This window comes from Castellaniella sp., assembly GCF_041675725.1.
Taxonomy (GTDB): domain Bacteria; phylum Pseudomonadota; class Gammaproteobacteria; order Burkholderiales; family Burkholderiaceae_B; genus Castellaniella.
In genome coordinates, this window is sequence record NZ_JBAYTI010000026.1 from 15,107 (window position 1) to 39,624 (window position 24,518).

The window sequence follows — 24,518 nt, forward strand, 5'->3', positions numbered from 1 at the left end:
GACAGGATCAGACCATGATTATCCCAGATTCTGACCTATTTCTGGGCGGGAATGCTGGACGGGTCTTGGACACACCGATCGCAGGCCGTCAATATGTTCATTGAGTTCGTGAGAGATGCGCTGCCACATGGGATCCAGCACAAAATCTATACCTTCTCGGCGCGCTAGCTTTGCAGCCGGCACGAAATCAGCATCGCCCGCCATCAGAATGATCTTGCTAACTTGCCGTTTGAACGCCAGCGAAGCGATATCGAGACCAATTCGCATGTCAACTCCTTTTTGGCGTAGATCTAATGCTACATCGGCGTCAGTTAAGGTATCGAATTTCCGCTTGCCTTTCAGCAAGTCGCTGGCTACAGAAGCTTTGAAACTCCAATCGGCATGTGCCAATGTTCCCATTCGCAGTGCAACCTTACGCTTCATACGCAATGTTTTATGAAGGTCAGCTCTGAAAATAGCTTCAACAGATTTCGAAAAGTCTACGGCCTGCTTGGCAAACGGAGTGTGCATTTTCTTTGCTACCGGTGGGCAGTCGTAGAAAAATATTCGGTAGAGGTCAAACTTGCGAGAATGATCTTTCTCTACCAAATGCGCGCACGCAAATCTGAACGCCAATTCGGCCGCTCTTTTGCCATTATCGCGGTTGTGCGGCTCAATGGCCCTGAAGCGCTTGACAAAGTAGGCTCCGTCAATCAGAACGGCTGCAAACATCAATATCCAATAGGCGAAAGAAAGCCCCAAGGCTCGGCGACCACCCTATGGGTGTGGTGCTTACTGCTAGGGGCTGGATGGTGCTTATCATAGGATGTCGGCTTCCGCGCGTCAACATCTGATATTACTGTACCGCTCGGTGCTCAAGGCGGCGGACAGCCTGTTCCATGACCTGATCGATGATCGTGTCCACCGATTCGATCGAATGGATCAGGCCGGCTGCCTCGCCGAAGAACACCCCGGTCTGTTCGGTATCGCCCTCGGCAAACCCCTTGCGGTAGATGGGCCCCACCGTGCCGGCCTCTTTGCGCAGCGCGTCTTCGTGGCCGTGCCAGCGGCGCGTGAAGGCGTTGTGCCTGATGCGCGCCGTGAATTCGATCGGCCAGGCGAGCTGGCGGGCGATGTCGGCCACCTGCGTGCGGATCGTGCCGTCGCCATCGGACTCGAGCAGGGCCGCCCGGTGGGTTTCGTGCACCAGCGATTCGGCCGACGCCCAGAAGCGCGTGCCCATCAGCACGCCCTCGGCCCCCAGCATCAGCGCCGCCGCCAAGCCGCGGCCGTCGGCGATGCCGCCTGCCGCCACCAGCACGCTGGGGGCGGCCATTTTCTGGATGTAGTCGGCGGCCTCGGGCACCAGGGTCAGCGTGCCGCGCACCGCCCCATGGCCGCCGGCTTCGCTGCCTTGTGCGACGACTACGTCGGCGCCGACGTCTACGGCATCCATGATGTGTCCCATGCTCTGGCACTGACAGATCAGCTTGGCCCCGGCCGCCCGGATTTCATCCACGAAGGGCCGCGGGTCGCCGAACGACAGCATCACGGCCACCGGCTTGTGCTTGAGCACGTCGGTCAGCATCGAGGGCGACTTGCGCAGCGACCACGTGATGAAGCCCACGCCCACCGGCGTGCCTTCGGCCGCGGCGAACTGCGCTTCGAGCCAGGCCGGGTCGCCATAGCCGCCGCCGATGATCCCCAGGCCGCCCTTGCGGCTGACCGCGGCCGCCAGCCGGCCCCCGGCGGCGAACGCCATGGGTGCGGAAAGAATCGGATACTGCAGATTGAGCAATCGGGTTAACTTGGTGTCCAGCGTCGGCATGACGGCCCCCATCAGAAAAGATCCAGAAACAGCGTCCATTCATCATACGCCCGTGGCCGTGCTTGGGGGCCGGCGCGCCGTGGCCGGGCGCCCGTCGTCGTGCGCTGGCCGTCAGGCGCCCGTGGCGATCACGAATATTGCGCCTCGTCGGTGATCTGAACGGTGGCGATGAGATAGCCCTTAGGCATGGTGGCTGTCCTGGGAAAGCGCCTGAGAAAGCTGGACCTCGCCGCGTTCGATCAGATAGGCGCGGTCGGCCATGTCGACCAGCAGGCTGGGGTTGGATTCGGCGATCAGGATGGTCAGATCGGGGTACTGTGCGCGCAGGCCGGTCAGGCTTTCGGCATAGCGCTTGGCCACCGCCGGCGCCAGGCCCTGGAAGGGCTCGTCGAGTAGCAGCAGGCGGGTGCCGCAGACCAGCGCGCGCGCCAGGGCCGCCATTTTCTGCTGGCCGCCCGAGAGCTCGCCGGCAATGCGCTGCGCGAGGTTGGGGATGTCGGGCAGCGATTGGCAGATGCGCTGGAACGTCTGTTCGAACTCGGCCGGCGGCATCTGGGTGGCCCAGGCGCCCAGGCGAACGTTGTCCATGACCGTGAACTTGCCGATCAGGCGGCGGTCTTCGGGGACATAGCCGATGCCCAGCGCCGCCCGCGCGTGCACCGGCAGCCGGTTCAGGGGCTGGCCATCGAACGTGACCTGGCCGGCCGTGATCTGCGTCAGCCCCATGATGGTGCGCAGCAGCGTGGTCTTGCCCGCGCCGTTTCGGCCGATCAGGGCCACGGTTTCCCCGGCCTCCAGCGTCAGGTGGATGTTGCGCAGGATCTGGGTCGTGTGGATGGAGACGTCGACGGCCTCGAACGATAAACGGGTCATGGTGGTCTTATCCTGTCACCCTCTGGCGTACGTCCTCGTTGCGCATGATGTCGCTGAACGAACCCTCGGCAATGATCTGCCCGCTGTCCCAGGCCACCACCCGATCCATGTATCTTTCGACGATCTCCATGTCGTGTTCGACGATGATGGTGGTGACCCCGCTGTTGCGCAGGATCGGCATCAAGGTGTCCATGATGATGAATTTGTTGGCCGAGCTCACGCTGCTCGTGGGCTCGTCGAGCAGCAGCAGGCTGGGCTCCAGGGCCATCGCGATGGCGATGTCGGATAGTTTCTTCACGCCCTCGGGCAGCGCGCTGTTGAGCGTGTCGGCGTAGTCGCCCAGGCCGAAGGTGCGCACGATGGCATCGGCCTTGGCCCGGTAGCCGGGCTGGAACACCGTGCCCAGGCTCCAGAACCGGTTGCGGCAGGCCACACCGAGCACAATGCTCTGCAGCACGGTTTTGTCGAGGAACAGCTGGGGGTGCTGGAACGCGCGGGCGATGCCCAGGCGCGTGATCTCGCGCGGCGACAGATGCGTGATGGGCCGGCCCTGGAAACGGATCTCGCCGGCGGCGGCGCGAATGTACCCGGTACACAGGTTCAGAAATGTGCTCTTGCCCGAGCCGTTCGACCCGATCACGCCCAGCACTTCGCTTTGGCGCACCTGCAGGTTGATGTCGTCGGCGGCGGTCACCCCGCCGAAGCGCACCGAGATGTGGGACGCTTCGAGCAGGATGGGGGCGGTCGTGTCGGGGGTGTGGGTCATGGCGGCATCGGAGTCAGGGGGCCTTGGCGTCCGGCTTCTTGCGAAACAGTGTCCATAGCCCATCGGGCATGTACATGATGATGCCCAGCAGGATGATGCCCAGGATCAGCTGCCAGGCATCGACCACGTAGCTGCTGATGAGGTTCCTGAGCAGGACGAACGCAAGCGCGCCGATGGTGATGGCCGTGAAGCTGCCGGCCCCGCCGAAGATGGCCACGATCAGGAATTCGGCCGACAGCGTCCAGTAGGCCAGCTCGGGGGTGACGTGGCTGGTGCTGTAGGCGATGATCATGCCGCCCACCCCGGCGAACCCGGCCGAGATCACGTGCCCGGCCAGGAACACCTGGCGCGCCGAACGGCCCAGGTACTCGAGGCGGGTTTCGTTGGTGCGGATCGCGCCCAGCGCCGAGCCCGGCGCCGAGCGCATGTATTGTTCGAGAAACAGGATGCCGGCCACCAGCACGGCCACCGCCAGGTAGTAGATGGCCCAGGCGGTCTGCGGGTTGCTGAATTTGTGGCCCAGGAACGTGGGCCGCAGGATCCCCATGCCGTCGCTGCCGCCGGTGATGTCGTAGAGCTTGAGCAGCAGGGTGAAGCCCACCATGGAAAAGGCCAGGTTCAGCATGCCGTAGAAAATCCCGCGGTACCGCGACAGGATCGCGCCCAGGATCAGGCCCAGCACCATGCTGGCCGCGAGCGCCAGCGCCAGGGTGAGAAAGACGTCTGTGACGTGCAGCTTTTGCGCGACCGCCACGGTGTAGGCGCCCACGGCGTAATACAGGGCGTGGCCGAAGGACACCTGGCCCGAGCGCAGCAGCAGCCCCAGGCCCAGCGCCGGGAACGCCAGGCTGATCGCCAGCAGCAGGATGGCGCGCAGCGAAATGTCGGCCAGCGGCACCAGGGCCAGCACGGCAATCACCAGCAGCAGCACGAACGTTTCGGAATTCAGCTTCATGATTTACAACCGCGCCAGTTCTTTTTTGCCGAACAGGCCATAGGGCTTGACGATCAGGATCAGCGCCATGACCAGGTAAGGAATGACGTTGGTGAATTCGCTGTACGTATAGACGCTGATCGAATAGGCCAGCCCGATGATCAGCGACGTCAGCGCCGTGCCGAAGAAATTGCCCAGGCCCGCCGTGGCCACGATCGCGAACGACAGCACGATCACCTCGGCCCCGATGCCCGGCACGATCGAGGTCGACGGGGACGCCAGGGCGCCGGCCAGGCACGCCAGGAACGTGCCCAGGATGAAGGTATAGGTATAGATCTTCTTGGTGTTGATGCCCAGCGTGGAAGAGATCTCGGTGTCTTCGATAACCGCCTCGATGATTTTCCCCGTTTGCGTGCGCCTGAAGAATATCATCAGGCTGGCCAGCACCAGCAGTGCCACGATCGGCAGGAAAACCAGCTGGTAGCGGGTGTAGAAGATGCCCGCCACGTCGATGGTGCCCAGCAGCACCAGCGGCGCGTCATAGAAATACGGCCGTACGCCGAACAGCAGCTTCTGGCCGTCTTCGAGGATCATGAAGACCGCGAACGTGCTGAGGATCTGCAGCACGTGTTCCTTGTCATACATTTTGGCGAGCACCAGCTTCTCGACGGCGAACCCCAGGACGATGCCGGCCACCACGGCCACCAGCAGCAGCACGATGAAGTTCAGCCAGCTGCCCGATGCGCCGATCAGGTATTGCCCCAGCAGCGAGGCGCCGTAGGCGCCGATGGCATAGAACCCGCCGTGGGCGATGTTCAGGATGCGCATGACGCCGAAAATCAGGCTCAGGCCGACCGCCAGCAGAAACAGCACCGACGACATGGCGACCCCGTCCAGCAGCGACAACAAGACGATCTGATTCACGGCCTTTCCCCGGACTGGATGGAACCCGCAAGTGCCCGCCTTCCCGGGCACCTGGCGCGGTGCCCGAGAATCTGCGGCGGCTTACTGGGCGATGGTGACCTGGTCGAGCAGCTTGGGCGACAGCGTCTTGGCCCATTCGGCCGTGGTGGTGCCCACCGGGGGCGTGATGAGTTCAGCCGGGATGTACGTCATCTGCTTGAGGATGGGGAAGCTGTAGTCGGGCGATTTGACCGTGACGCCGATGATCTGGTCTTCGATCGCCTGGTGATCGGGCCGTATCGTCAGCTGGCCGGTGAAGTTGTCCAGGGCCAGGCCATCCATGCCCGCCAGAAAGCCCTTCGTGAGGTTCTCGGGCGTGCCATCCCAGCCTTTTTCGAGCGCCTGCTGCAGCGCCGTGACCGACTGGGCCATGTGATAGGCCGGGAAGATGGGATAGTGGCCCGTCTTTGCCTTGAAGTCTTCCACGAACTTCGTGTGCTCGGGGTTGTGGGCCGTGCGCGGCCCCAGGAACCAGCTGTCGCCGCGCGCACCGATGATCGCGCCTTCGGGGAAGGCATCCCCCAGCTCTTGCAGGGCGGATTCGCCGTTGGACGACACCAGCGTGCTGTTGTTGAACAGCGAACGCGATGACGCCTGCTTGATGAAGGTGTTCATGTCGCCGCCCCAGAGGGTGGTGAAGACCACGTCGGGGCGCAGGGCCGAGAGCCGCGAGATTTCGCTGGAATAGTCTGAAGCGCCCAGTTTCGGGAAGAGCTCGGCCACCACCTTGATGTCGGGGTCGAGCGCCTGCATCGCGGTCCGGAAGGATTCCCAGTTGTCGCGCCCGAACGCGTAATCGGGGTTGATGCCGGCGATGGTTTTGATCTCGGGGTTGTGCTTGAGCGTGTACAGGGCGATGGAGACGTTGTTGGGCGGTGTTAAGTCGCCCGTGCGGTAGATGTAGTCGAAATCGTTTTCTTCGAAAATGCGGTGCGTGCCGCAATCCCAGAGAATGGCCGGCATTTCGAAGTCTTCGATCACCGGGGCCAGCGCCAGGCACGTGGAGCTGGACAGACCGGCGATCATCAGGTCGACCTTGCCGGCGGTGGCCAGCTGCTTGTATTGGGCGACCACGTCGTCGATGCCCTTGGCCTCGTCCAGGTAGATGAGTTCGACGGGCGCACCCTTGATCCCGCCCTTGGCGTTGATTTCCGCGACCAGCAGGTCGGCCGCGTCTTTGGCCGGCACGCCGAACACGGCCCCGGGCCCGGACAGGAACGTGGTGACCCCCACGCGCAGGGGTTCATTGGCCTGGGCCGAACCCAGCCCCAGCGTCAGGGGAAGAGCCAGCGCCGCCACGGCGGCCTTGAGTGCAAAGTGTGTCATCGTTGTCTCCGAAAGGGCCATGAACGGCCTTAGTGTCTTAGTATGATGGTTCGATGCCGCGGTTGGGTCGCGGGCGCCTAGCCGGCCTGCGCAGGCCAGGCGCCCGTATGCCTGTTTCAGGGGTTGGCGGCCTGGCTGGTGTCGGCGGTTTCTTCTTCGGGGGCGTCTTCCTGGGGGGCGGCCGGGGCCTTGCCATGGATGGGCACCACCGGCATCTTGCGCACGCCGCCGTCGAACAGCACGCGGTTGACGTCGGGGCGCGCATAGTGGCCGACCGTATCGAGCAAGTGCTTGGCCTCGGGGATCTGGTCGAGGTCGATGTCGGCGTAGGCGATGCCTTCTTGGTCTTCGATGCAGGCCAGGACTTCGCCGAAGGGCGAATAAATGGCCGCCACCCCGCCGCCGACCGTGAGCTTGGCGCCCAGGCCCGGATCGAGCTTCTTGTAGAATTCGACCTCTTCGGCGCCAATGCACGAGGACGAGGCGATCACGAACATCTGCCCTTCGATGGCGGCAAAGCGCGATGTGGTCTTGATGACGGCCGTGCGGTCACGCGGCTGGCTTTTCAGGTTGTTGCCCGGCCAGTTGGCGATGTGCACCTGTTCGTGCTTGCTGTACAGCGTGTAGCGCGCCAGCGGCATGATGTTTTCGTAGCAGATCAGGCCGCCGAGGCGCCCCAGCGAGGTGTTCAGCACCATCAGGTCGCTGCCGTCGCCGCGGCCCCAGAGGGTTCTTTCTTCGCCGGTGGGGATCAGCTTGCGGCGGCACCGGACGATCTCGCCGTGTTCGTTGATGAACACCTGCGAGTTGTAAATGGTGCCGTGGTCTTTTTCGTTGATGCCGACCACGATGAAGACGCTCTTTTCTTTGGCTTTTTGGCACAGCCGCTGCATGGCCAGGCCGTCGAGCTCGACGGATTGGTCGTAGAGCTGTTTGTACAAGTGCCCGCGCTCGACGTTGTTGACCGCCATCCAGATCCACCACGGATACAGCGGCAGGAACGTTTCGGGAAATGCGATCAGACGCGCCCCCTGGGCAGCGGCTTCGTCAACCATGTTGCAGCATTTTTCCACCGTTCTGTCCAGATCGAACATGTAGGGGGAGGCCAGTACTGCGGCGGCCTTGAATGTATGTGCCATCCGAATTCTCCAAACCGGGGTGTCTGGGCAGAACCATGGAGACCCATGGCAATGGACGGCACCGCGGCATCAACCATATCTGGAATTCCATAGTAGCAGAAGGCGAAAGCCCGCAGTACACGGGTTGACCCGCCCGGCGGCCTGCGCCGGGCGTTCGTCAGACAGCGTTTCAGCGCCCGGTGCCTAGCGCCCGGCGTTCAGCGTTCGCGGCGCGACGGCTGCCACTTCAGGAACAGGCGCTCGAACAGGCCGATGGCCGAGATCCCCACCGACGTGAAGATGGTGATGGACAGCAGGGCCGCGAACACCAGGGCAATGTCCATGTTGAACTGGCCCGACAGCACCAGGTAGCCGATGCCCACGTTGCCGCCGATGAACTCGCCCACGATGGAGCCCACCAGTGCCAGCGGAAAGGCCACCTTGAGGGCGTCCGTGATGTAGGGCAGGGCGTGCATCAGGCGCACCTTGGTAAACATCTGCCAGTTGCTGCCGCCGGCCAGCCGGGCCAGATCGAGGATGTCGTCGTCGATTTCGTTCAGCCCGGTGAGCGAATGCACAAAAATGGGAAACAGCGACAGCAGGAACGCCAGGATGATCTTCGAATCGGGCCCCAGGCCGAACCAGATCACCAGCAAGGGGGCGATGGCGATCTTGGGGATGCCGTTGAAGGTGGCCAGAAACGGCAGGATGATGGATTTAGCGCTTTTGACGTACACCACCAGCAGGGCCAGCAGCACCCCCACCAGCACGCCGATGCACAGCCCCAGCAGCGTGGTGCCGGCCGTGACGGCCAGGTTGTAGGCCTGCAGCGAAAAGGTCTCCAGGAAGCGGGCCCAGATCTCGCTGGGCAGCGGCAGAATGTACGCCGGGATGTCGGCATAGGGAACCAGGTATTGCCAGGCGGCCAAAAGAATGGCCACGGTCATGGTGATCCGAAGGGTGCTCTTCATCATCCTTCCCATTGCGTGCCAATGTGGCTGCGGATTCTCGCCGCCAGCTCGATGAACCGGGGTTCGGACAGCGTGTCGATCGTTCGGGGCCGCGGCAGGTCGATCGGGATGATCTCGCTGATTTTCCCGGGCCGGGGGGTCATCACCACCACCGTATCGGACAGCAAAATGGCTTCCGAGATGCTGTGGGTGATGAACAGGACGGTGTTTCGGTTGGCGCCCCACATTTCCTGCAGCTTGAAGCCGAGGATTTCGCGGGTGAGGACGTCCAGGGCGCCGAAGGGCTCGTCCATCAGGATCAGCGGCGGGTTCATCAGCAGGGCGCGGCAGATCGACGCGCGCTGCTGCATGCCGCCCGAGAGCTGGTGCGGGTAGTGGTCTTCAAACCCGCCCAGGCCCGCCATCTCGAGCAGCTCCAGCGCCCGGCCCCGCAGGGTGGACGGCTTCTTGTGGCCGAGCTCGGCCACGAAGAAGACGTTTTCCAGCACTGTGCGCCAGGGCAGCAGCACGGGGCTCTGGAACACCATGCTGGACTGCCGGATGGGCCCGCGCACGGTTTCGCCGGCCACCGTAATCTGGCCCGAGGTAGCCGGAATCAGGCCGGATATCAGCCGCAGCAGCGTCGATTTCCCGCAGCCGCTGGGGCCCACGATCGATACGAAGGCATTGGCGGCGATATCCAGCGTAACGTCTTCCAGCGCCGTCACGTGGGCACCGAATTTTTTCGACAGGTGCCGTATGGTGACCAGATCCGCCATCAGTGATCCTGGATGTCGAAGACCTTCTCGACCTCCAGGCCGGCCTTGTCCAGGTGCAGGACTTCGGCCACCATGTCGATGGTGGCTTGCGCGCGGTCATGGGTGATCACGCCGTAGCCGTTTTTCGCGGTGTAGTCGGTGTTGATGCTGTCGCTGGCCTGCTGCCACTGCCGCAGCACGGTATCGTAGTTCAGCGTCGGGTTGTACTTGAGCATGATCTCCGCGGTTTTTTCGGGGTTCTCGAGCGAAAACTCCACCGCTTTCTTCATGGCGCCATAGAACCGCTTCACCTTGTCGGGCGATGCCTGGATGGTTTTGTCGTTGGCGATCAGCACATAACCATAGGCATCGAAGCCGTTGTCGGCGAACGAAATGAAATGGGTGTCCTTGCCCTGCTTCTTGGCCACGGCCTCGAAGGCCGGCACGTCGCCGTCGCTGGAGGCGGTGAACAGGTCGGCCTGGCCGCTGAGCACCAGCGAGATGTACACGCTGGGGTCTGCGCTCAGCCAGTTGAGCGGCATGTCCTGCAGGTTTTCCATCTTCAGGATGATGGGCAGGATCACGCGCACGCTATCCGCGCCCGATGCCGCGATGCGTGCATCTTTCAGCGAAGCCAGGTCCGGATAGGGCTTGGTCGAGGCCAGCCCCATGGTGGAACGGTCCATGTAGATCATGAACGTCTTCACCTTAGAGCCTTTCGAAACCGCCTGGACCACCGGGGCGGCGTCGGCCATGCCGAAATCCGCTTTGCCGCTGTCGATGGCGGCGATGACCGCGCCGCTGCCGGCGGCCGGCAGGGCATTGACCTTGAAGCCTGCGTCATCGAAATAGCCGTTTTCGATGCCGACGAAATACGGCGCATGCCGGCCGTGGAACGAATAGTTGGCCAGCAGGTCGACCTTTTCTTTGGGCTGGTCGGCCGCTTGGGCGCCCGGGATCGCGAAACCGAGCCCGAGGGATGCCGTCAGGATGAACGTGCCGGCGTATCGTTTGATGTTCATGGTGTCTCTCCGTGGTGGGTGTCAAAATGGCCAGGTTGGCCGCGCAGGCCGGGCCAGCGGGCAATCTGGTCGGTATCGATGCCGAACAGGTCGAGCGCCCGGGCTACGCTGTGCGTTACCAGTTCGTCGAGCGTGGCGGGCCGGGCATACCAGGCGGGTACCGGCGGCATGACGATGGCCCCGGCCTCGGTCACGGCCGCCATGCTGCGGATGTGGCCCAGGTGCAGGGGGGTTTCGCGCAGCATCAGCACCAGCCGGCGCCGCTCTTTCAGCGTGACGTCGGCGGCGCGCGTCAGCAGGGTCGAAGTGATGCCCGTGGCGATTTCCGACAGCGTGCGGATGGAACACGGCGCGATCAGCATGCCCATGGTCCTGAAGGATCCGCTGGACAGGGTCGCCCCGATGTCGTGGATATGGTGAAAGACGGCCACCCGGGCCGCCAGATCGGCCGGGCGCAGACCCATCTCGTGCTGCAGGGTCAGGGCGGCCGACTTGCTGATGACCAGGTGGGATTCGATGTCGAGCGCCTGCAGCATGTCGATGGCGCGCACGCCATACACCGCGCCGGATGCCCCGCTGATGCCGATGATGAGGCGCCGCGGGGCAGCGTGTAGGGGCCTATCGTCCAATCCAGTCTTCCAGTTTGATGTGCTCCAGCCCCTTGAGCCGCTTGCGTTCGAATTCTTTTTCGCGGCCGAACGGGATCGTGGCGTCGATCAGCAGGCGGCCCCAGTGGTCGCGCTGTTCGTCGCGGTAGAACGACGGGGTGTCGGGGATGATCAGGCTGTCTTTGTCGGGCCTGGAGCGCGTGAGTATGGCCCACATGACGTCATTCATGTCGTGGATGTCGACGTCCCGGTTGACCACCGTGACCACCTTGGCCCACGTGGGTTCGGCGCCGATCACGGCCAGCATGACCTGCCGCGCGTGGCCTTCGTACTTGGGGTCGATCTGGATGACGGCATGCGACACGAACGGCTGGCAGGCGACGTCGAGAATGCCCGGCAGCGCGGCGTTCAGCCGCTGATAGATGTTGGCGGAAATGGACAGGTCCAGCGCCAGCACTTCTTCTGGCGACCCGCAGAGGATGCTGTGGAAGATCGCGTCCGGCCGGGCGGTGACCCCCAGCACCTCGAATACCGCGTTCGGGCCTTCGGGCGTGTAATAGCCCATGAATTCGCCAAAAGGGCCTTCGGGGCGGCGTACATTGGGCAGGAACCGGCCCTCGATCACGATCTCCGTGTCGGCGGGCACGTCGAGATCGATGTACTTGCAGGGCCGCATGGGGATGTCGCGGCGCGCCAGCTGCGCGGCCACGTCCAGCTCGTCGACGTCGTACGGCAGCGGCGCGGCCGCCGACAGGAACAGGGTGGACGGCGGCCCGATCAGCATGGCCGCCTCGAGCGGCTCGCCGCGCTTTTCTGCGATTTCGTGATAGAGGGTCAGGTGGTGCTTGGGGGCCAGGCGGCAGCGCAGTTCCTGGTCGCTGACATACATGGACCGGTGAAACGACAGATTGCCGACCCCCGTGTCCGGATCCTTGGCGATGAACATGGCCGACGTGAAATACGGCCCGGCGTCGAGTTCGGAATACGTGATCAGCGGCAGATCGCTGAGCTTGAGATCGACCTGTTCCGGGATGCCCTGCTGGGCGCGCCGGGGCTGGTACGCCGTGCCGCCCGCGCCCAGCGTGGCCAGGTTGCTCCATTCTTTGCAGAAATGGGCCGGGTCGATGCCGATGAGCTCGGCCAGGCGCGCACGCGTGCCATAGATGTGGGTCAGGACCGGCAGGCGCGATCCCTTGACGTTCTTGAACAGAATCGCCTTGCCGATTTTGTCTTGGATGGCCTTGGTGACGGCGGCCAGTTCGTGCGTGGGATCCACCGGCCGGTCGATTTCTATCAGATCACCCCTGGATCTCAGGATGTTCATGTAGTTGCGCATGGATGTTCCTTGGCCATGATGGCTTGACGCGCACCCTGCCATGGCCTGGTGAATTGCGCGCTGCGAAATGGATATACTGGTTGAGTCGTGGGGCGAAGACCAGGGGGTGCTGTTTGATGGCGGATACGGATTGCACGGTGAATCACTGGTCTTTCCCGGTCTCACTTTATACCAGAAACGGCGTGGCCGAGGCGTGCCTGGCCCTGCAGGACCAGGCGGGCGTGGATGTCTGCGTGCTCCTGGCGGCGCTGTTGGCCGCACGGATCAGGCAGCGGCCGTTGTCGGCCACCGAGGTCGCCCAGGCCGACCAGCACGTGCAGGCGTGGCGCACCCAGGTCGTTCTGCCCCTGCGCGCCATCCGCCGGCGCCTGAAAACCGGCCCGCAGCCCGCGCCCACCGACGCCACCGATGCGCTGCGCCAGTCTGTGAAGGCGTGCGAGCTCGCCGCCGAGCGCCTGCAGCTCGAAGCGCTGGCGGCCTGCCTGGACGGTCTCCCGAACGCAGCCCCCGCCGATGACCCCACCGATGATCCTGCGGAGGCATCGGCGGGGCAGCGTCTGGCGAACCTGACGCAGACCGCGTACCGCGTGTTGTCCCATTTTGCCCCCGATCCGCAAGATCCGGCCGCCCTGCCCGCGCTGCAGGCCCTCGCCCGCCAGGTGGCCGCAGCCGCCCAGGATGTGCCTTTGCAGCATCCATGTCACCGAGACGGGTGAACCCATGCTGATCACTCAAAATGGTGAGGCGCGCCTGGTCGTCATGGACGTCAGCAGCTATGAGCAGAAAGAGCAGACTTTGGCGCTCCTGAAAATTCTGGCTCTAGGGCAAGCAGATATCGAGAGTGGTCGCTACCGTGATGCCCAGGCGTTCTTTGCCGAGATGGACTTTGCGGACACTGCTGGCAAGGCGCTTGCTGAGACGCTGAATCCAAACCTTTGATGGTTTTCAGGGCGCCCGGTTCCGTTTTTTCAGCGCGCGCAGGTCGATCATGCCGGCGGTGCCCCGGGGGTCGGCGCCCGCGGGGAAAATGCGGTGCTTCTGGATTTTTTGGGTCCCGGTGGTGGGGATTTCCGGGGTGAACCACCACCAGCCGGGCACCTTGTAATAGGCCAGCCGCTCGAAACAGAAATCAAACAATTCGCGTGCCAGAAGGCGCGCGTCCGGCAGGCCGGCCGCGCCCGCTGGGCCCCCGGCCTGCGCGACAGCCTGGGCGCCGGCCTGCGCGGCGGGATCCGGCTTGAGCACGATGCACGCCAGGACCTCGGCTTCGCGGATTTCGTCGGGCGCGGCCAGCACGGCCACCTGCTGCACGCGGGGGTGCAGCAGCAGCGTGGCTTCGACTTCGGCGGCCGCGATGTTTTCGCCGGCACGCCGGATGATGTTTTTGTCGCGGTCGACGAAATGCAGCATGCCGTCGGTATCCCGCGTGACCACGTCGCCCGTGTGGAACCAGCCCCCGCGCCAGGCCGTTTCGGTGGCCTGCGGGTCATCCAGGTAGCCCGTGAAGAAATCCTTGCGCGGGGTGTCGGCCGAATAGCGGATCACCATTTCGCCCGGGGTGCCATCGGGCACCGGCTGGCCGGCGGCGTCCACCACCTGCACGTCCAGGCCCGGCTCTGCCCGGCCAAAGGCGCGTGTGCCCCGCTTGCGCGGTTCGTGGCGGTCGCTGAGCACACGCACCATTTCGGTCATGCCCCAGAGTTCGACCAGCGGAAACCCAAAGCGGGCTTCGAACAGCGCGTGCAGTTCGGGTTCGACGCCCGCGCCGTAGCCCAGGCGGACCTGGTGCTGCCGGTCGAGCGCGGACTCGGGCTGCTTGAGCAGCATCGGGATGATGACCCCCAGGTAATGCACGATGGTGGCCCGGGTCTGGCGGACGTCTTCCCACCAGCGGGATACGCGGAAGCGTTCTGGCTGGATCTGGCAGTTGCCGGTCAGGAGCATGCAGTAAAAAGACAGAATCGAGGCATTGACGTGGAACAGCGGCAGCGGGTTGTACAGGCGCTCTTGGCCCGGCCGCACGCTGACCAGCCCGCCTTGCCGCGCGTACCAGTCGCCCGAGGCCAGCTCGTAGCGGTGCGACAGCACGCAACCTTTGGGGCGGCCTGTCGTGCCCGAGGTATACAGGATGCTGGCGGGGGTGTCGTGCCGCGGCGTGCGGTGTTCGTACGCGCGGGCCGCCGGCGGCGTGCGGTGTTCGAACGGCCCCAGCGTGATCACGGGCGGCTGGTGCTGGCTGCCCGCCAGGCTTTGGGTGATGAAGTCCAGGCTGTCTTCGTGGGTGACGATCAGGTCCAGGCGCGAATGCTCGACCAGGTAGACCAGTTCGGCCGCGCGGTAATCCGGGTTGATGGGCACACAGCAGATGCCCAGGCTGTTCATGGCCAGCTTGTGCGCCAGGTGTTCGGGCCGGTTGGCCAGGAACAGCCCGATGCGGTGCGGAAAGCCATAGCCTGCGGCGCGGTAGACGTCGGCCAGGGCCTGCATGGCCTGGGCCGCCTGCTCGAAGCTGAGCGTGTAGCCATTGGGGTGGTAGCTGCGCTCGGGGTCGCCGGGCACCACCAGCAAATCGCCCGATGCATAGCGCAAGGCGGCTTCGGTGACGGCCTGGTGGATGGTCCAGTGTTCTTGAATCTGCAGCATGCCTGATCCCCATGGTCGTGGCGCCTGCGGTACTGGCCATCTTTTTTGCTGCAATGCAGCATGACTGGCCCGGCGAAGTGCCGCGTTACAAGCCGCCCACCCTATTTTGCTTGATATTAGGTGGCCAATGACCGGTGTTTACCCGCAGAACAGCAAAGTTTTTTAAGAATCCAGTTTTATGAAGGTATTATTTGATTCAATTTGCGTGCAAATGATACTCCTGGGGGGCGCATGCTGGTACGTTTGATCGATCAGACCAACGAGGTCGTCGGGCGGTTGGTATCCTTCGTAGCGGTCATTTTTGCCGCGTTGATCATCTTCGACGTGATCATGCGCTATGTGTTCCACGCGCCCACGCGCTGGGGCTTCGACGTCACCAAGCAGCTGTATGGCTTTTATTTCATCATGCTGGGCGGCTACGCCTTGCGCCACAAGGCGCATGTCCGGGTCGACCTGCTGGTCGAAAAAATGTCGCCGCGGGTGCGCCGCTGGGTCGAGATCCTGGGCTATCCGATCTTCTTTTTTCCGTTCGTCTGGGTGTTTCTCACCAAAAGCTATGAATTCGCCCTGCGCTCCTGGAATCAGGGCGAACTCACCTACGGGTCGGTCCAGCTGCCGGTCTACCCCCTGAAAATCGCCATGGCGGTGGCGGCCCTGCTGCTCTTGCTGCAGGGCATCGCAGAATTCATCAAACTGCTCCTCAACACAGAGGCCTCCGACCATGTCGCCTGAGTATCTCGCGCTCATCATGGCCGGCCTGCTGGTGGTCGGCCTGTTCATGGGCCATCCGCTGGCCTTCGTGCTCGGCGGCACCGCGGTGCTGGGTGCCTTCATCGCCGGCAAACCCATGGTGCTGGGCATCGTGGTGAACCGCATCTTTGGCGAGGTCCTCGACAACTTCACCCTGATCGCGATACCGCTGTTCATCCTCATGGCGCGCTTCCTGTCGGATTCAGACGTCACCGACAAGATGTTCGAGGCCTTGCGCCTGCTCATGGCCCGCGTGCGCGGCGGCCTGGCGCTGGCCGTGGTGCTCATCTCCATCCTCCTGGCGGCCACCACGGGCATCATCGGCGCATCGATCACGGTGACGGGCGTCATGGCCATGCGCCCCATGCTGCGCTATGGCTACGACAAGCGGCTCACCTCCGGCGTCATCGCGGCGTCGGGCTGCCTGGGCATCCTCATCCCGCCGTCGATCATGCTCATCCTGATGGCCAGCTATTCGCCGCTGTCGGTGGGCGAGCTCTTTGCCGGGGCGCTGGTCCCCGGGGTGATGCTGGGCCTGATGTACGCCCTGTATGTCTTGCTGGTGGCCCGCTTTCGCCCCGACCTGGCGCCCGCCGTGCAACTCGAAGAACGCATCAGCACCCAGGCCCTGTACCTCATGCTGCTGGTCGAGGCCGCTCCGCCGCTGCTTTTGATCCTGGGCGTGCTGGGCACCATGCTGGCCGGCGTCGCAACGGCCACCGAAGCCTCGGCCGTGGGGGTGCTGCTGGCCCTGCTCATCGTCATCGTGCGCGGCAAGTTTCGCTGGCGGACCTTTTTTGGCGCCATCTACGAAACCGGCCGCACCTCGGCCATGATCCTGTTCATCGTCGTGGGCGCAACGGCCTTCACCGGGGTCTTCAACATCACCGGCGGGCTGGCGGCCGTGCAATCGCTCATGCGCGGGCTCGACATGGAGCCCTGGCTGCTGCTCACGGTGATGATGTTCATCATTTTCATCCTGGGCTGCTTCCTCGACTGGACAGGCATCGTCCTGCTGTCGTTCCCCATCTTTTTGCCGCTGGTCCAGGAACTCGGCATCAGCATGCTCTGGTTCATCATCCTCATGGCCGTCGTGCTGCAGACCTCGTTCCTGACGCCGCCGTTCGGCTACGCGCTGTTCTACATGCGCGCCATTGCCCCACCCGAAGTCCGCATGGCGGACATCATCGTGGGGGTGGTGCCGTTCATCTTCATCATCGTTTTCATGAGTCTGGTACTGGCGTTTTTCCCAGACCTGGCGACCTGGCTGCCTGAACGGCTCTATGGTCAATAGGCGGGCGCCGGTTCCGGTTCTTGGTGTGTCGCATCCGTTTGCATGCGACGGCTTTCAAAGGAGTCTGGCAATGAAATTGTCTGCAACCATGCTGTCCACGCTGGTGGTGACGGCCGTGCTGAGCACCCCGGTCATGGCCCAGAAACAAACCTGGACGATGACCAGCACCTGGCCCTCGTCGCTCGAGCTGATGCAGATCGACAAGCATTGGGTCGACCTGGCCAACCAGCTGACGGGCGACGAGCTGAAGATCGATTTTTTTGAAGGGGGCTCGCTGGTGCCTTCGGGCGAGGCCTTCGCGGCCGTCGAATCCGGCACCATCCAGGCCGCGGGCGACTGGCCCGGATACTGGGCGGGCCGCGACCCCGCGTTTTCACCGCTGGGCACCCATACCAGCCTGTTCAATGCGGTCGATTACATCAACTGGATCAAAGAATGGGGGGGCGACGCACTCTTCAACGAAGTCTATGGCAAGTACGGGATGGTCTATCTGCCTTACGGCGTAACCAACAATGAATCGGGCTTCCGCACGCTGCAGCCCATTCGCAACCTCGAAGACCTCAAGGGCAAGCGCTTGCGCCTGTCGGGCCTCGAACAGGGCAAGGTGCTCGAGCGGCTGGGCGGCAACCAGGTGTCCATGGCCGGCCAAGAGCTCTACCAGGCGCTCGAGCGCGGGGTCATCGATGGTGCCGAGTTCTCCACGCCCAACGTGGACGTGTCGGCCGGCCTGCACCAGGTCACCAAGTATTGGGCTACCCCGGGCTGGCACCAGTCCTCGTCGATGTTCGGCGTGATGATCAACAAGGAAGCCTGGGACAAGCTCTCGCCCGAGACGCAGGCCAAGCTCAAGATCGCGGCCGATGCCAATCTGCTCTGGTCCATGTCCTTCACCGAAAAGCGCGCCATCGATGGCTATCAGACCTTCGCGGATGCCGGCATCGAAATCAACCGCATGGACGACGAGTCCCTGGCCACCATCCAGAACATTTCCAACGAAGTCATGGTCGAAGTCGCCTGCAGCGGCCCGCTGGCGGCCAAGGTCTATACCAGCCAGGTCCAGTACCTGGCCGACTACAAAGGCTGGCGTGATGCGTCTGCGCCCTTCAACCTGGGCCGCTCGCCAGATGGCCCGGATCTGGACAAGCTCAAGGCCTGTCTGAAATAAGCGGCCCGCCGCCGCCGTTGCCGTCCATGTCCGCCGACGCCCGCGCAAACGCATCCAGATAAGGTTGCAGCGCGGCGCCGCGCATCTTCAGCGCCGCCTGGTTGACGATCAGGCGGGCGGACACCGGGCGGATTTCCTCGACCTCGACCAGCCGGTTGGCGCGCAAGGTGTTGCCCGAGGACACCAGATCCACGATCGCATCCGCCAACCCCACCAGCGGGGCCAGTTCCATGGACCCGTACAGCTTGATGATGTCCACGTGCACGCCCTTGCCGGCGAAATGCTCGCGCGCCGAGCGTACGTATTTGGTGGCAATGCGCAGGCGCGAGCCCTGGCGTACGGCGGCCTGGTAGTCGAAACCCTTGGGCGTGGCCACGCACAGGCGGCAGCGCGCGATGTTCAGGTCGATGGGCTGGTACAGGCCGCCCGGGTGTTCGGCCACGTGTTCGTAGAGCACGTCGTGCCCGGCGATGCCGAAGTCGGCCGCGCCATACTGTACGTAGGTGGGTACATCCGAGGCGCGCACGATCAGCAGGCGCAGCGCCGGGTTGTCGGTGGGCAGGATCAGCTTGCGCGAGGCGTTGGGCTTCTCGGGCACGCCCACCCCGGCGGCGGCCAGCAGCGGCAGGGTTTCGTCGAAGATGCGGCCTTTGGACAGCGCCAGCGTCAGCGGCGTGGCCGCATCGGTGGGGCGGTAGGGATCGGCGTTCAAGAGATCCTCCGGATGTCGGCACCCAGCGCCTGCAGCTTGTGCTCCATGCACTGGTAGCCGCGGTCCAGGTGATAGATGCGCTCGATGGTGGTCTGCCCGCGCGCGGCCAGGCCGGCGATCACCAGACTGGCCGAGGCCCGCAGGTCGGTGGCCATGACCGTCGCGCCCAGCAGCTCGGGCACGCCCGTGACCACGGCCGTATGCCCGTCGATCTCGATCTCGGCGCCCATGCGGCAGAGCTCTTGCACGTGCATGTAGCGGTTCTCGAAGATGTTCTCGGTGATCACTGCCGTGCCCTCGGCCAGGGTGTCGAGCGCCATCAGCTGGGCCTGCATGTCGGTGGGAAAGCCCGGGTACTCGCTGGTGCGAAAGCCGGTCGCCCGGGGCCGCCCGCGCATGCGCGCCCGGATCCAGTCGGGCCCCGTGGTGATGTCGAGCCCGGCATCGCGCAGCTTGTCGAGCACCGCGCCCAGGGTGTCGGGTGCCGCATCGCGCAGCGTGATGTCGCCCCCGGTGGCCGCTACGGCGCACAGGAACGTGCCGGTCTCGATGCGGTCGGCCACGATGCGATGATGGGCCCCGTGCAGCCGGGCCACCCCGTGCACCACGATGCGGTCCGTGCCGTGGCCCTCGATCTGGGCGCCCATCGCAATCAGCAGCCGGGCCAGGTCGGTGACTTCGGGCTCGCAGGCCGCGTTTTCGATCACCGTGCGCCCCTCGGCCAGCGTGGCCGCCATGAGCAGGTTTTCCGTGCCGGTGACCGTGACCATGTCGGTGACGATGTCCGCGCCCTGCAGGCGCCCGGCGTGCGCCACCACGTAGCCGTGCTCGATGCGCACCTGCGCGCCCATGGCCTGCAGCCCGCGGATGTGCTGGTCGACCGGGCGCTGGCCGATGGCGCACCCCCCGGGCAGGCTGACCTGCGCCTGGCCGGTGCGCGCCAGCAGCGGGCCCAGCACCAGGATCGAGGCGCGCATGGTCTTGACCAGCTCGTAGGGCGCCTGGTGCCCCGTGAGCGCATCGGCCTGCAGGCGCACCTGCGTGCCTTCGCGCTGCACCTGCACCCCCAGGCGCTGCAGCAGCGTGAGCATGGTGTCCACGTCGCGCAGCGCCGGCACGTTGTCCAGCACCAGCGGTTCGGGCGTGAGCAGGGCCGCGCAGAGAATGGGCAGGGCCGCGTTCTTGGCCCCCGAGATGGCGATCTCGCCCTGCAGCGGCCGCCCGCCGCCGATCTGCAGTTTATCCATGAAACAATGGACTCATGGGCGCTCGGCTTCGTATTCGGCGGGCGTCAGCGTGCGCATGGACAGCGCGTGGATTTCCTCGCGCATGCGCTCGCCCAGTGCACGGTACACCACCTGGTGGCGCGACAGCGTGCGCTTGCCCTCGAACAGGGGGCTGACGATCAGGGCTTCGAAATGCGCGCCGTCGCCGCGGACCTCGAGGTGGGTGCAATCCAGGTGGTCGGCAATGTATTGGCGAACTTGTTCGGGAGTAGGCTGCATGGGTCAGCTCCGCAATTTATAGCCGCGCGCCAGCAGGCGCAGGGCAAACAGGCTCAGCAGCACGGCCACGGCCAGCACGATGGCCAGGCCGCGCCAGGGCGAGACATCGGACACGGCGAAAAAGCCGTAGCGAAACCCGTCGATCATGTAGAACACCGGGTTGAAGCGCGACACCGCCTGCCAGAACGGGGGCAGGCTGTAGATGGAATAAAACACGCCCGATAGAAACGTGGCGGGCACGATCAGGAAGTTCTGGAAGGCGGCCAGCTGGTCGAATTTCTCGGACCACAGCCCGGCGATCAGCCCCAGCGTGCCCAGGATCCAGCACGACAGCACGGCGAACACCAGCATCCACAAAGGCGCCTGTACCGGCAGGGGCACGAAGAACAGCGCCACCATCCAGATGCAGGCCCCCACGGCCAGGCCGCGCACCACCGACGCCATCAGGTAGGCCGTGAAAATCTGCCGGTGGGAAAACGGCGGCAGCAACACGAAGATCAGGTTGCCCGTGATGCGGCTCTGGATCAGCGAAGACGATGGATTGGCAAAACTGTTCTGCAGCATGCTCATCATCATCAGGCCCGGAATCAGGAACGCCGTATAGGGGATCGAGTCATAGACCTGCACGCTGTCTTCCAGCACGTGCGAGAAGATCAGCAGGTAGAGCAGCGCGGTGACCACCGGCGCCGCGATGGTCTGCAGGCCCACTTTCCAGAAGCGCATCAGCTCTTTGCGCAACAGGGTGGGAAAACCGGAGCCCAGCTCTGGGCGCGCTTGGGAAATCGGGCGGATCACAGCTCGGCCTCGAGTACGGAGTCATCGTGCATGATGCGCACGAACGCGTCTTCCAGGTCGGACCCGCCCCAGCGCGCCATCAGCGCCCGGGTGGTGTCCAGCGCCACCACATGGCCGTGCTTGAGCATGGCCACCCGCCCGCAGAGGGTCTCGGCTTCTTCCAGGTAGTGCGTGGTGAGCAGAATCGTGTGCCCGGCGTGGTTCAGCCGCGTGATGAAATCCCAGAGCGTGCGGCGCAGGTCGACGTCGACCCCCGCCGTGGGCTCGTCCAGGATGATGACCGGCGGGCGGTGCACCAGCGCCTGAGCCACCAGCACGCGCCGCTTCATGCCGCCCGAGAGCGCCCGCATATTGGTGTCGGCCTTGTCGAGCAGGCCCAGGTTCGCCAGCACTTCGTCGATCCAGTCGTCGTTGTGGCGCAGCCCGAAATAGCCCGACTGCAGGCGCAGCGTTTCGCGCACGGTGAAGAAGGGATCGTAGACGATTTCCTGTGGCACCACGCCCAGCGACTGGCGCGCGCGCTTGAAGTCGCGTACCACGTCGTAGCCGCAGACGCGCGCTTCGCCGCTGGTGGCGTGCGCCAGCCCGGCCAGGATGGAAATGACGGTGGTCTTGCCCGCGCCATTGGGGCCGAGCAGGCCAAAGAATTCGCCGTCTTCGACTGTGAGGTTGACGTGATGCAGGGCCTGGAAGCCAGGGCCTCTGGGGCGCCCGCGCAGGCGGTCGGCCCAGGAGCGGGGTGGCGGCGCGTAGGTCTTGGAGATGTCGTGCAGGTATAAGGCAGGCATGGATGTCATGAAGCAGTGCGCGAAATTGCGCACCATCCGGCATTATATCGTGCCGGCACCTGGGGTTTGCTGGGGGGGGCGGCGCCGTCAGTTGTTGCGGTTCAGCGCCTGGATCAGCCCATCGATCCCATTGCGGTTGATCTCGTCGGCGAACTGGTTGCGGTAGTTCTGGATCAGCCAGATGCCTTCGACGTTCAGGTCGTACAGCTTCCAGCCGGCCTCGCTACGCCCCATGCGGTAATCCACGCCGATCGCTGGCGCATTGGGCTGTGAAATGGTGGTGCGCACCACCGCGTCGTCGGCTTTTGCGTCTCCGCGAAACGGCAGCAGTGTGATCTTGGTGCTGGGCGTCACCTTGGTGAATGCGCCGCTGTACGTGCGGATCAGCGTGCCGGTGAAGGCGTCGACCAGCGCTTTTTTCTGGGCATCGCTGGCATCGCGCCAATACCGGCCCGCCGCCAGGCGCGTCATGCGTTCCATGTCGACGTACGGCAGGGCATATTGGCGCACCAGCGCGGTGATCGCCGCCGTATCGCCCGCCAGCGCCTTCGGGTCGGCTTTCACGGCGTCCAGCATGTTGTCGGCCACCGCGCCCAGGAAGGCATTGGGTTCGGCATGGGGGTCGACCGCCTGGCTGGCGCTAGCCAGGCCCGGGCTGGCGAGGGCGAGCACACCCCCCAGAAAGCACAGAGTGAACAGTCGGTGAAACAAATGCTTGAAACGTGTCATGGTGTTGTCTCGGTGGAAAAGGGCCGGATCTGGCTATGCTTATTCTTCGGGCGGCAGCAGATCGGGGTCTTCGTAGACCGGCAGGTTGTCATCGGTGGCGTCCAGCGCTTCGGCCGTGGACGCGTGCTCGCCCGCGCGCCGGCTGTCCAGCATCGCCTTGCGCCGCTGAAGGTAGGCATCGCGGATGAAGCTGTATTTGTCGAGCGCGATCTGGTCGACCAGTTTTTCGTCTTCCAGCAGGCTCGCGCGGGCATCGACCAGGTACAGGCCGATGAGCGAATTGCGTACAGGCACGTCGTTGATGGCGAACACCGCCGACGTGATCGTGCCCGGCGCCACCAGCGTGACCAGCGTGCCGGTGCCATCGCGCACCGAGCTGGCGCCGACGAACGGCAGCACCAGGTACGGGCCGGAATCGAAGCCCCAGACGGCCAGCGTCATGCCGAAGTCATTGGGAATCTTGCGCGCCCCGTTCATCGACGCGACGTCTATGCAGCCGCCCAGCCCCATGGTGCTGTTGAACAGCACCCGCCCGAAGGTGTCCACGAAATCGCGCCCGCGGCCTTGCAGGAAGCTGTTGACCCCCGACCAGACATCGCCCACGTTGCCGAAGATATTGTGGATGCAGGTGCGTACCGGGCGGGGCACCACCGCGTTGTAGCCCGTGGCGATCGGCTTGAGCGTATAGCGGTCGACCGTCTCGTTGAACTGGAACATGCCCCGGTTGAAGGATTCGTAGGGGTCTTCGGGGGGCGGGTTGGGCACGTGCGCACAGGCGCCGAGCACCAGCGTGGTAGCCAGGACCAGCGCCGTGCGCCACCCAGCCCGGCGCGCACGCGCCGACCGGGATGTGGGCGCGGGCCCGGCCGGTAGGGAAGATTCTGTTGTGCAAGGCCCTGCCGATGGGGATGCGGCAAGGGCAAAAACGGACGTCGTCATATTATTGTTCATTTTCCAGCCCCTTCGGCCGAACTGTACAGGAACTTGCTGATCAGGTCTTCCAGCACCACGGCGGATTGCGTGAACTCGACCGTGCTGCCCTCGGCCAGGTTTTTGTCATCGCCCCCGGGTGTCAGCCCGATGTATTGCTCGCCCAGCAGGCCCGACGTCAGGATGGCGGCCGAACTGTCGGCCGGAAACTGGTAGGCCGTTTCGAGATCCATGCTGACCAGCGCCTGGAAGCGCTGGTTGTCGAAGCCGATGGAGGCCACCCGGCCCACCACCACGCCGCTGCTTTTGATGGGCGCGCGGACCTTCAGGCCGCCCACGTTGTCGAAGTATGCCTGCACCTTGTACGTGGATGCAAAGGTGAACGAGCTCATGTTGCCGGCGCGCAGCGCCAGGAACACCAGGGCCAGCAAGCCCAGCAGGATGAACAGGCCGACCAGGAAATCGGTTTTATCACGAGTCATGAGCGTTGTTTCCGTTGTGGATCATTGTGCAAACATCAGTGCGGTCATCAGGAAGTCCAGCCCCAGCACGGCCAGCGCGCCGTCTACCACCGTGCGCGTGGTCGCGCGCGACACCCCTTCGGGGGTGGCCCGCGTCGTCCAGCCCTGGTAGAGCGCGATCAGCGTGACCACCGCGCCGAACACCACGCTCTTGATCACCCCATTGAGGACGTCGTCGATCACGTCGACCCCGCTTTGCATTTGCGACCAGAAGGCGCCCGGGTC

Annotated in this window: 28 protein-coding genes; 5 read left to right on the forward strand and 23 right to left on the reverse strand. The window is 64.3% G+C overall.

Annotated elements, in window-relative coordinates; all coding sequences use genetic code 11:
• Positions 1–18: 18 nt before the first annotated feature.
• From WCZ84_RS07150 to WCZ84_RS07210, 13 genes are all read right to left on the reverse strand, one after another.
• The gene (locus tag WCZ84_RS07150; RefSeq protein WP_372685575.1) at positions 19–711 is read right to left on the reverse strand and encodes an NYN domain-containing protein; all 693 of its coding nucleotides are present in this window, start codon (positions 709–711) and stop codon (positions 19–21) included.
• 124 nt (positions 712–835) lie between these two features.
• Positions 836–1,807: an NAD(P)H-dependent flavin oxidoreductase gene (locus WCZ84_RS07155; protein WP_372685576.1), complete on the reverse strand. Its 972-nt coding sequence runs from the start codon at positions 1,805–1,807 to the stop codon at positions 836–838.
• A gap of 180 nt (positions 1,808–1,987) precedes the next feature.
• The gene (locus tag WCZ84_RS07160; RefSeq protein ID WP_372685577.1) at positions 1,988–2,680 is read right to left on the reverse strand and encodes an ABC transporter ATP-binding protein; all 693 of its coding nucleotides are present in this window, start codon (positions 2,678–2,680) and stop codon (positions 1,988–1,990) included.
• Between the two features lie 7 nt (positions 2,681–2,687).
• The gene (locus WCZ84_RS07165) at positions 2,688–3,446 is read right to left on the reverse strand and encodes an ABC transporter ATP-binding protein (RefSeq protein ID WP_372685578.1); all 759 of its coding nucleotides are present in this window, start codon (positions 3,444–3,446) and stop codon (positions 2,688–2,690) included.
• A gap of 13 nt (positions 3,447–3,459) precedes the next feature.
• Positions 3,460–4,401, reverse strand: coding sequence for a branched-chain amino acid ABC transporter permease (locus WCZ84_RS07170; protein WP_372685579.1), 942 nt, complete (start codon positions 4,399–4,401; stop codon positions 3,460–3,462).
• Positions 4,402–4,404: 3 nt separating this feature from the next.
• On the reverse strand, positions 4,405–5,304 hold the full coding sequence (locus WCZ84_RS07175) for a branched-chain amino acid ABC transporter permease (RefSeq protein WP_372685580.1): 900 nt from the start codon (positions 5,302–5,304) through the stop codon (positions 4,405–4,407).
• An 81-nt stretch (positions 5,305–5,385) separates the two neighbouring features.
• Complete coding sequence (locus WCZ84_RS07180; protein WP_372685581.1) at positions 5,386–6,669, reverse strand: ABC transporter substrate-binding protein; 1,284 nt, start codon at positions 6,667–6,669, stop codon at positions 5,386–5,388.
• 116 nt (positions 6,670–6,785) lie between these two features.
• The gene (locus WCZ84_RS07185; protein WP_372685582.1) at positions 6,786–7,808 is read right to left on the reverse strand and encodes a carbon-nitrogen hydrolase family protein; all 1,023 of its coding nucleotides are present in this window, start codon (positions 7,806–7,808) and stop codon (positions 6,786–6,788) included.
• 197 nt (positions 7,809–8,005) lie between these two features.
• Entirely contained in the window at positions 8,006–8,758 is a 753-nt protein-coding gene (locus WCZ84_RS07190; RefSeq protein WP_372685583.1) for an ABC transporter permease, read from the reverse strand.
• Entirely contained in the window at positions 8,758–9,516 is a 759-nt protein-coding gene (locus tag WCZ84_RS07195) for an ABC transporter ATP-binding protein (protein WP_372685584.1), read from the reverse strand. The genes WCZ84_RS07190 and WCZ84_RS07195 overlap by 1 nt, the downstream gene beginning before the upstream one ends.
• Complete coding sequence (locus WCZ84_RS07200; RefSeq protein WP_372685585.1) at positions 9,516–10,517, reverse strand: ABC transporter substrate-binding protein; 1,002 nt, start codon at positions 10,515–10,517, stop codon at positions 9,516–9,518. Before WCZ84_RS07200 ends, WCZ84_RS07195 begins: the two co-directional genes overlap by 1 nt.
• Positions 10,514–11,146, reverse strand: a complete 633-nt coding sequence (locus WCZ84_RS07205) for a UbiX family flavin prenyltransferase (RefSeq protein ID WP_372685586.1) — start codon at positions 11,144–11,146, stop codon at positions 10,514–10,516. Before WCZ84_RS07205 ends, WCZ84_RS07200 begins: the two co-directional genes overlap by 4 nt.
• Positions 11,136–12,461 (reverse strand): UbiD family decarboxylase, encoded by a 1,326-nt coding sequence (locus tag WCZ84_RS07210; RefSeq protein WP_372685587.1) that lies wholly within the window; start codon positions 12,459–12,461, stop codon positions 11,136–11,138. The genes WCZ84_RS07205 and WCZ84_RS07210 overlap by 11 nt, the downstream gene beginning before the upstream one ends.
• Positions 12,462–12,598: 137 nt before the next feature.
• Here WCZ84_RS07210 and WCZ84_RS07215 point away from each other — a divergent pair, with 137 nt between their 5' ends.
• Together WCZ84_RS07215 and WCZ84_RS07220 are read left to right on the forward strand one after the other, a co-directional pair.
• Positions 12,599–13,177: a TIGR02444 family protein gene (locus tag WCZ84_RS07215; RefSeq protein WP_372685588.1), complete on the forward strand. Its 579-nt coding sequence runs from the start codon at positions 12,599–12,601 to the stop codon at positions 13,175–13,177.
• Positions 13,178–13,181: 4 nt separating this feature from the next.
• The gene (locus tag WCZ84_RS07220; RefSeq protein ID WP_372685589.1) at positions 13,182–13,400 is read left to right on the forward strand and encodes a hypothetical protein; all 219 of its coding nucleotides are present in this window, start codon (positions 13,182–13,184) and stop codon (positions 13,398–13,400) included.
• A gap of 6 nt (positions 13,401–13,406) precedes the next feature.
• On the opposite strand, the gene WCZ84_RS07225 is transcribed toward WCZ84_RS07220, so the two are convergent.
• Positions 13,407–15,104 carry an AMP-binding protein gene (locus tag WCZ84_RS07225; protein WP_372685590.1) on the reverse strand — a complete coding sequence of 566 codons (1,698 nt, stop codon included), beginning with the start codon at positions 15,102–15,104 and terminating at the stop codon, positions 13,407–13,409.
• A gap of 231 nt (positions 15,105–15,335) precedes the next feature.
• Between WCZ84_RS07225 and WCZ84_RS07230 the strand changes: the two genes are divergently transcribed.
• The 3 genes from WCZ84_RS07230 to dctP all read left to right on the forward strand — a co-directional run bounded on the left by WCZ84_RS07230 (position 15,336) and on the right by dctP (position 18,313).
• Positions 15,336–15,836 (forward strand): TRAP transporter small permease subunit, encoded by a 501-nt coding sequence (locus WCZ84_RS07230; RefSeq protein ID WP_372685591.1) that lies wholly within the window; start codon positions 15,336–15,338, stop codon positions 15,834–15,836.
• Entirely contained in the window at positions 15,826–17,148 is a 1,323-nt protein-coding gene (locus tag WCZ84_RS07235; RefSeq protein WP_372685592.1) for a TRAP transporter large permease subunit, read from the forward strand. Before WCZ84_RS07230 ends, WCZ84_RS07235 begins: the two co-directional genes overlap by 11 nt.
• Positions 17,149–17,218: 70 nt before the next feature.
• Positions 17,219–18,313 carry a TRAP transporter substrate-binding protein DctP gene (gene dctP, locus WCZ84_RS07240; RefSeq protein ID WP_372685593.1) on the forward strand — a complete coding sequence of 365 codons (1,095 nt, stop codon included), beginning with the start codon at positions 17,219–17,221 and terminating at the stop codon, positions 18,311–18,313.
• Here dctP and hisG read toward each other — a convergent pair.
• The 9 genes from hisG to WCZ84_RS07285 all read right to left on the reverse strand — a co-directional run.
• A complete protein-coding gene (gene hisG / locus WCZ84_RS07245; RefSeq protein WP_372685594.1) occupies positions 18,294–19,025 on the reverse strand; it encodes an ATP phosphoribosyltransferase in 732 nt (243 codons plus the stop codon). The genes dctP and hisG overlap by 20 nt on opposite strands.
• Positions 19,022–20,272 carry a UDP-N-acetylglucosamine 1-carboxyvinyltransferase gene (gene murA / locus WCZ84_RS07250; RefSeq protein WP_372685595.1) on the reverse strand — a complete coding sequence of 417 codons (1,251 nt, stop codon included), beginning with the start codon at positions 20,270–20,272 and terminating at the stop codon, positions 19,022–19,024. The genes hisG and murA overlap by 4 nt, the downstream gene beginning before the upstream one ends.
• Before the next feature lie 12 nt (positions 20,273–20,284).
• Entirely contained in the window at positions 20,285–20,530 is a 246-nt protein-coding gene (locus tag WCZ84_RS07255) for a BolA family protein (protein ID WP_372685596.1), read from the reverse strand.
• Positions 20,531–20,533: 3 nt separating this feature from the next.
• Entirely contained in the window at positions 20,534–21,325 is a 792-nt protein-coding gene (locus WCZ84_RS07260) for an ABC transporter permease (RefSeq protein WP_372685597.1), read from the reverse strand.
• The gene (locus WCZ84_RS07265; RefSeq protein WP_372685603.1) at positions 21,322–22,113 is read right to left on the reverse strand and encodes an ABC transporter ATP-binding protein; all 792 of its coding nucleotides are present in this window, start codon (positions 22,111–22,113) and stop codon (positions 21,322–21,324) included. The genes WCZ84_RS07260 and WCZ84_RS07265 overlap by 4 nt, the downstream gene beginning before the upstream one ends.
• 87 nt (positions 22,114–22,200) lie before the next feature.
• Positions 22,201–22,842 (reverse strand): phospholipid-binding protein MlaC, encoded by a 642-nt coding sequence (locus WCZ84_RS07270; RefSeq protein ID WP_372685598.1) that lies wholly within the window; start codon positions 22,840–22,842, stop codon positions 22,201–22,203.
• A 39-nt stretch (positions 22,843–22,881) separates the two neighbouring features.
• Complete coding sequence (locus tag WCZ84_RS07275) at positions 22,882–23,793, reverse strand: VacJ family lipoprotein (RefSeq protein WP_372685599.1); 912 nt, start codon at positions 23,791–23,793, stop codon at positions 22,882–22,884.
• The gene (gene mlaD / locus WCZ84_RS07280) at positions 23,790–24,254 is read right to left on the reverse strand and encodes an outer membrane lipid asymmetry maintenance protein MlaD (RefSeq protein WP_372685600.1); all 465 of its coding nucleotides are present in this window, start codon (positions 24,252–24,254) and stop codon (positions 23,790–23,792) included. The genes WCZ84_RS07275 and mlaD overlap by 4 nt, the downstream gene beginning before the upstream one ends.
• Before the next feature lie 21 nt (positions 24,255–24,275).
• Positions 24,276–24,518 (reverse strand): ABC transporter permease (locus tag WCZ84_RS07285; protein ID WP_372685601.1); only part of this gene is annotated, 243 nt, incomplete at its 5' end.

Excerpts from the sequence above, each read along its gene's own strand:
- WCZ84_RS07165 (WP_372685578.1), bottom strand. The coding sequence starts at position 3,446 with ATGACCCACACCCCCGACACGACCGCCCCCATCCTGCTCGAAGCGTCC.
- WCZ84_RS07195 (WP_372685584.1), bottom strand. The coding sequence starts at position 9,516 with ATGGCGGATCTGGTCACCATACGGCACCTGTCGAAAAAATTCGGTGCC.
- WCZ84_RS07230 (WP_372685591.1), top strand. The coding sequence starts at position 15,336 with ATGCTGGTACGTTTGATCGATCAGACCAACGAGGTCGTCGGGCGGTTG.
- WCZ84_RS07155 (WP_372685576.1), bottom strand. The coding sequence starts at position 1,807 with ATGCCGACGCTGGACACCAAGTTAACCCGATTGCTCAATCTGCAGTAT.
- WCZ84_RS07170 (WP_372685579.1), bottom strand. The coding sequence starts at position 4,401 with ATGAAGCTGAATTCCGAAACGTTCGTGCTGCTGCTGGTGATTGCCGTG.
- WCZ84_RS07185 (WP_372685582.1), bottom strand. The coding sequence starts at position 7,808 with ATGGCACATACATTCAAGGCCGCCGCAGTACTGGCCTCCCCCTACATG.
- WCZ84_RS07235 (WP_372685592.1), top strand. The coding sequence starts at position 15,826 with ATGTCGCCTGAGTATCTCGCGCTCATCATGGCCGGCCTGCTGGTGGTC.
- WCZ84_RS07255 (WP_372685596.1), bottom strand. The coding sequence starts at position 20,530 with ATGCAGCCTACTCCCGAACAAGTTCGCCAATACATTGCCGACCACCTG.
- WCZ84_RS07150 (WP_372685575.1), bottom strand. The coding sequence starts at position 711 with ATGTTTGCAGCCGTTCTGATTGACGGAGCCTACTTTGTCAAGCGCTTC.
- dctP (WP_372685593.1), top strand. The coding sequence starts at position 17,219 with ATGAAATTGTCTGCAACCATGCTGTCCACGCTGGTGGTGACGGCCGTG.
- mlaD (WP_372685600.1), bottom strand. The coding sequence starts at position 24,254 with ATGACTCGTGATAAAACCGATTTCCTGGTCGGCCTGTTCATCCTGCTG.
- WCZ84_RS07225 (WP_372685590.1), bottom strand. The coding sequence starts at position 15,104 with ATGCTGCAGATTCAAGAACACTGGACCATCCACCAGGCCGTCACCGAA.
- WCZ84_RS07265 (WP_372685603.1), bottom strand. The coding sequence starts at position 22,113 with ATGCCTGCCTTATACCTGCACGACATCTCCAAGACCTACGCGCCGCCA.
- WCZ84_RS07270 (WP_372685598.1), bottom strand. The coding sequence starts at position 22,842 with ATGACACGTTTCAAGCATTTGTTTCACCGACTGTTCACTCTGTGCTTT.
- WCZ84_RS07210 (WP_372685587.1), bottom strand. The coding sequence starts at position 12,461 with ATGCGCAACTACATGAACATCCTGAGATCCAGGGGTGATCTGATAGAA.
- WCZ84_RS07160 (WP_372685577.1), bottom strand. The coding sequence starts at position 2,680 with ATGACCCGTTTATCGTTCGAGGCCGTCGACGTCTCCATCCACACGACC.
- WCZ84_RS07200 (WP_372685585.1), bottom strand. The coding sequence starts at position 10,517 with ATGAACATCAAACGATACGCCGGCACGTTCATCCTGACGGCATCCCTC.
- WCZ84_RS07180 (WP_372685581.1), bottom strand. The coding sequence starts at position 6,669 with ATGACACACTTTGCACTCAAGGCCGCCGTGGCGGCGCTGGCTCTTCCC.
- WCZ84_RS07275 (WP_372685599.1), bottom strand. The coding sequence starts at position 23,793 with ATGAACAATAATATGACGACGTCCGTTTTTGCCCTTGCCGCATCCCCA.
- WCZ84_RS07220 (WP_372685589.1), top strand. The coding sequence starts at position 13,182 with ATGCTGATCACTCAAAATGGTGAGGCGCGCCTGGTCGTCATGGACGTC.
- murA (WP_372685595.1), bottom strand. The coding sequence starts at position 20,272 with ATGGATAAACTGCAGATCGGCGGCGGGCGGCCGCTGCAGGGCGAGATC.
- WCZ84_RS07190 (WP_372685583.1), bottom strand. The coding sequence starts at position 8,758 with ATGAAGAGCACCCTTCGGATCACCATGACCGTGGCCATTCTTTTGGCC.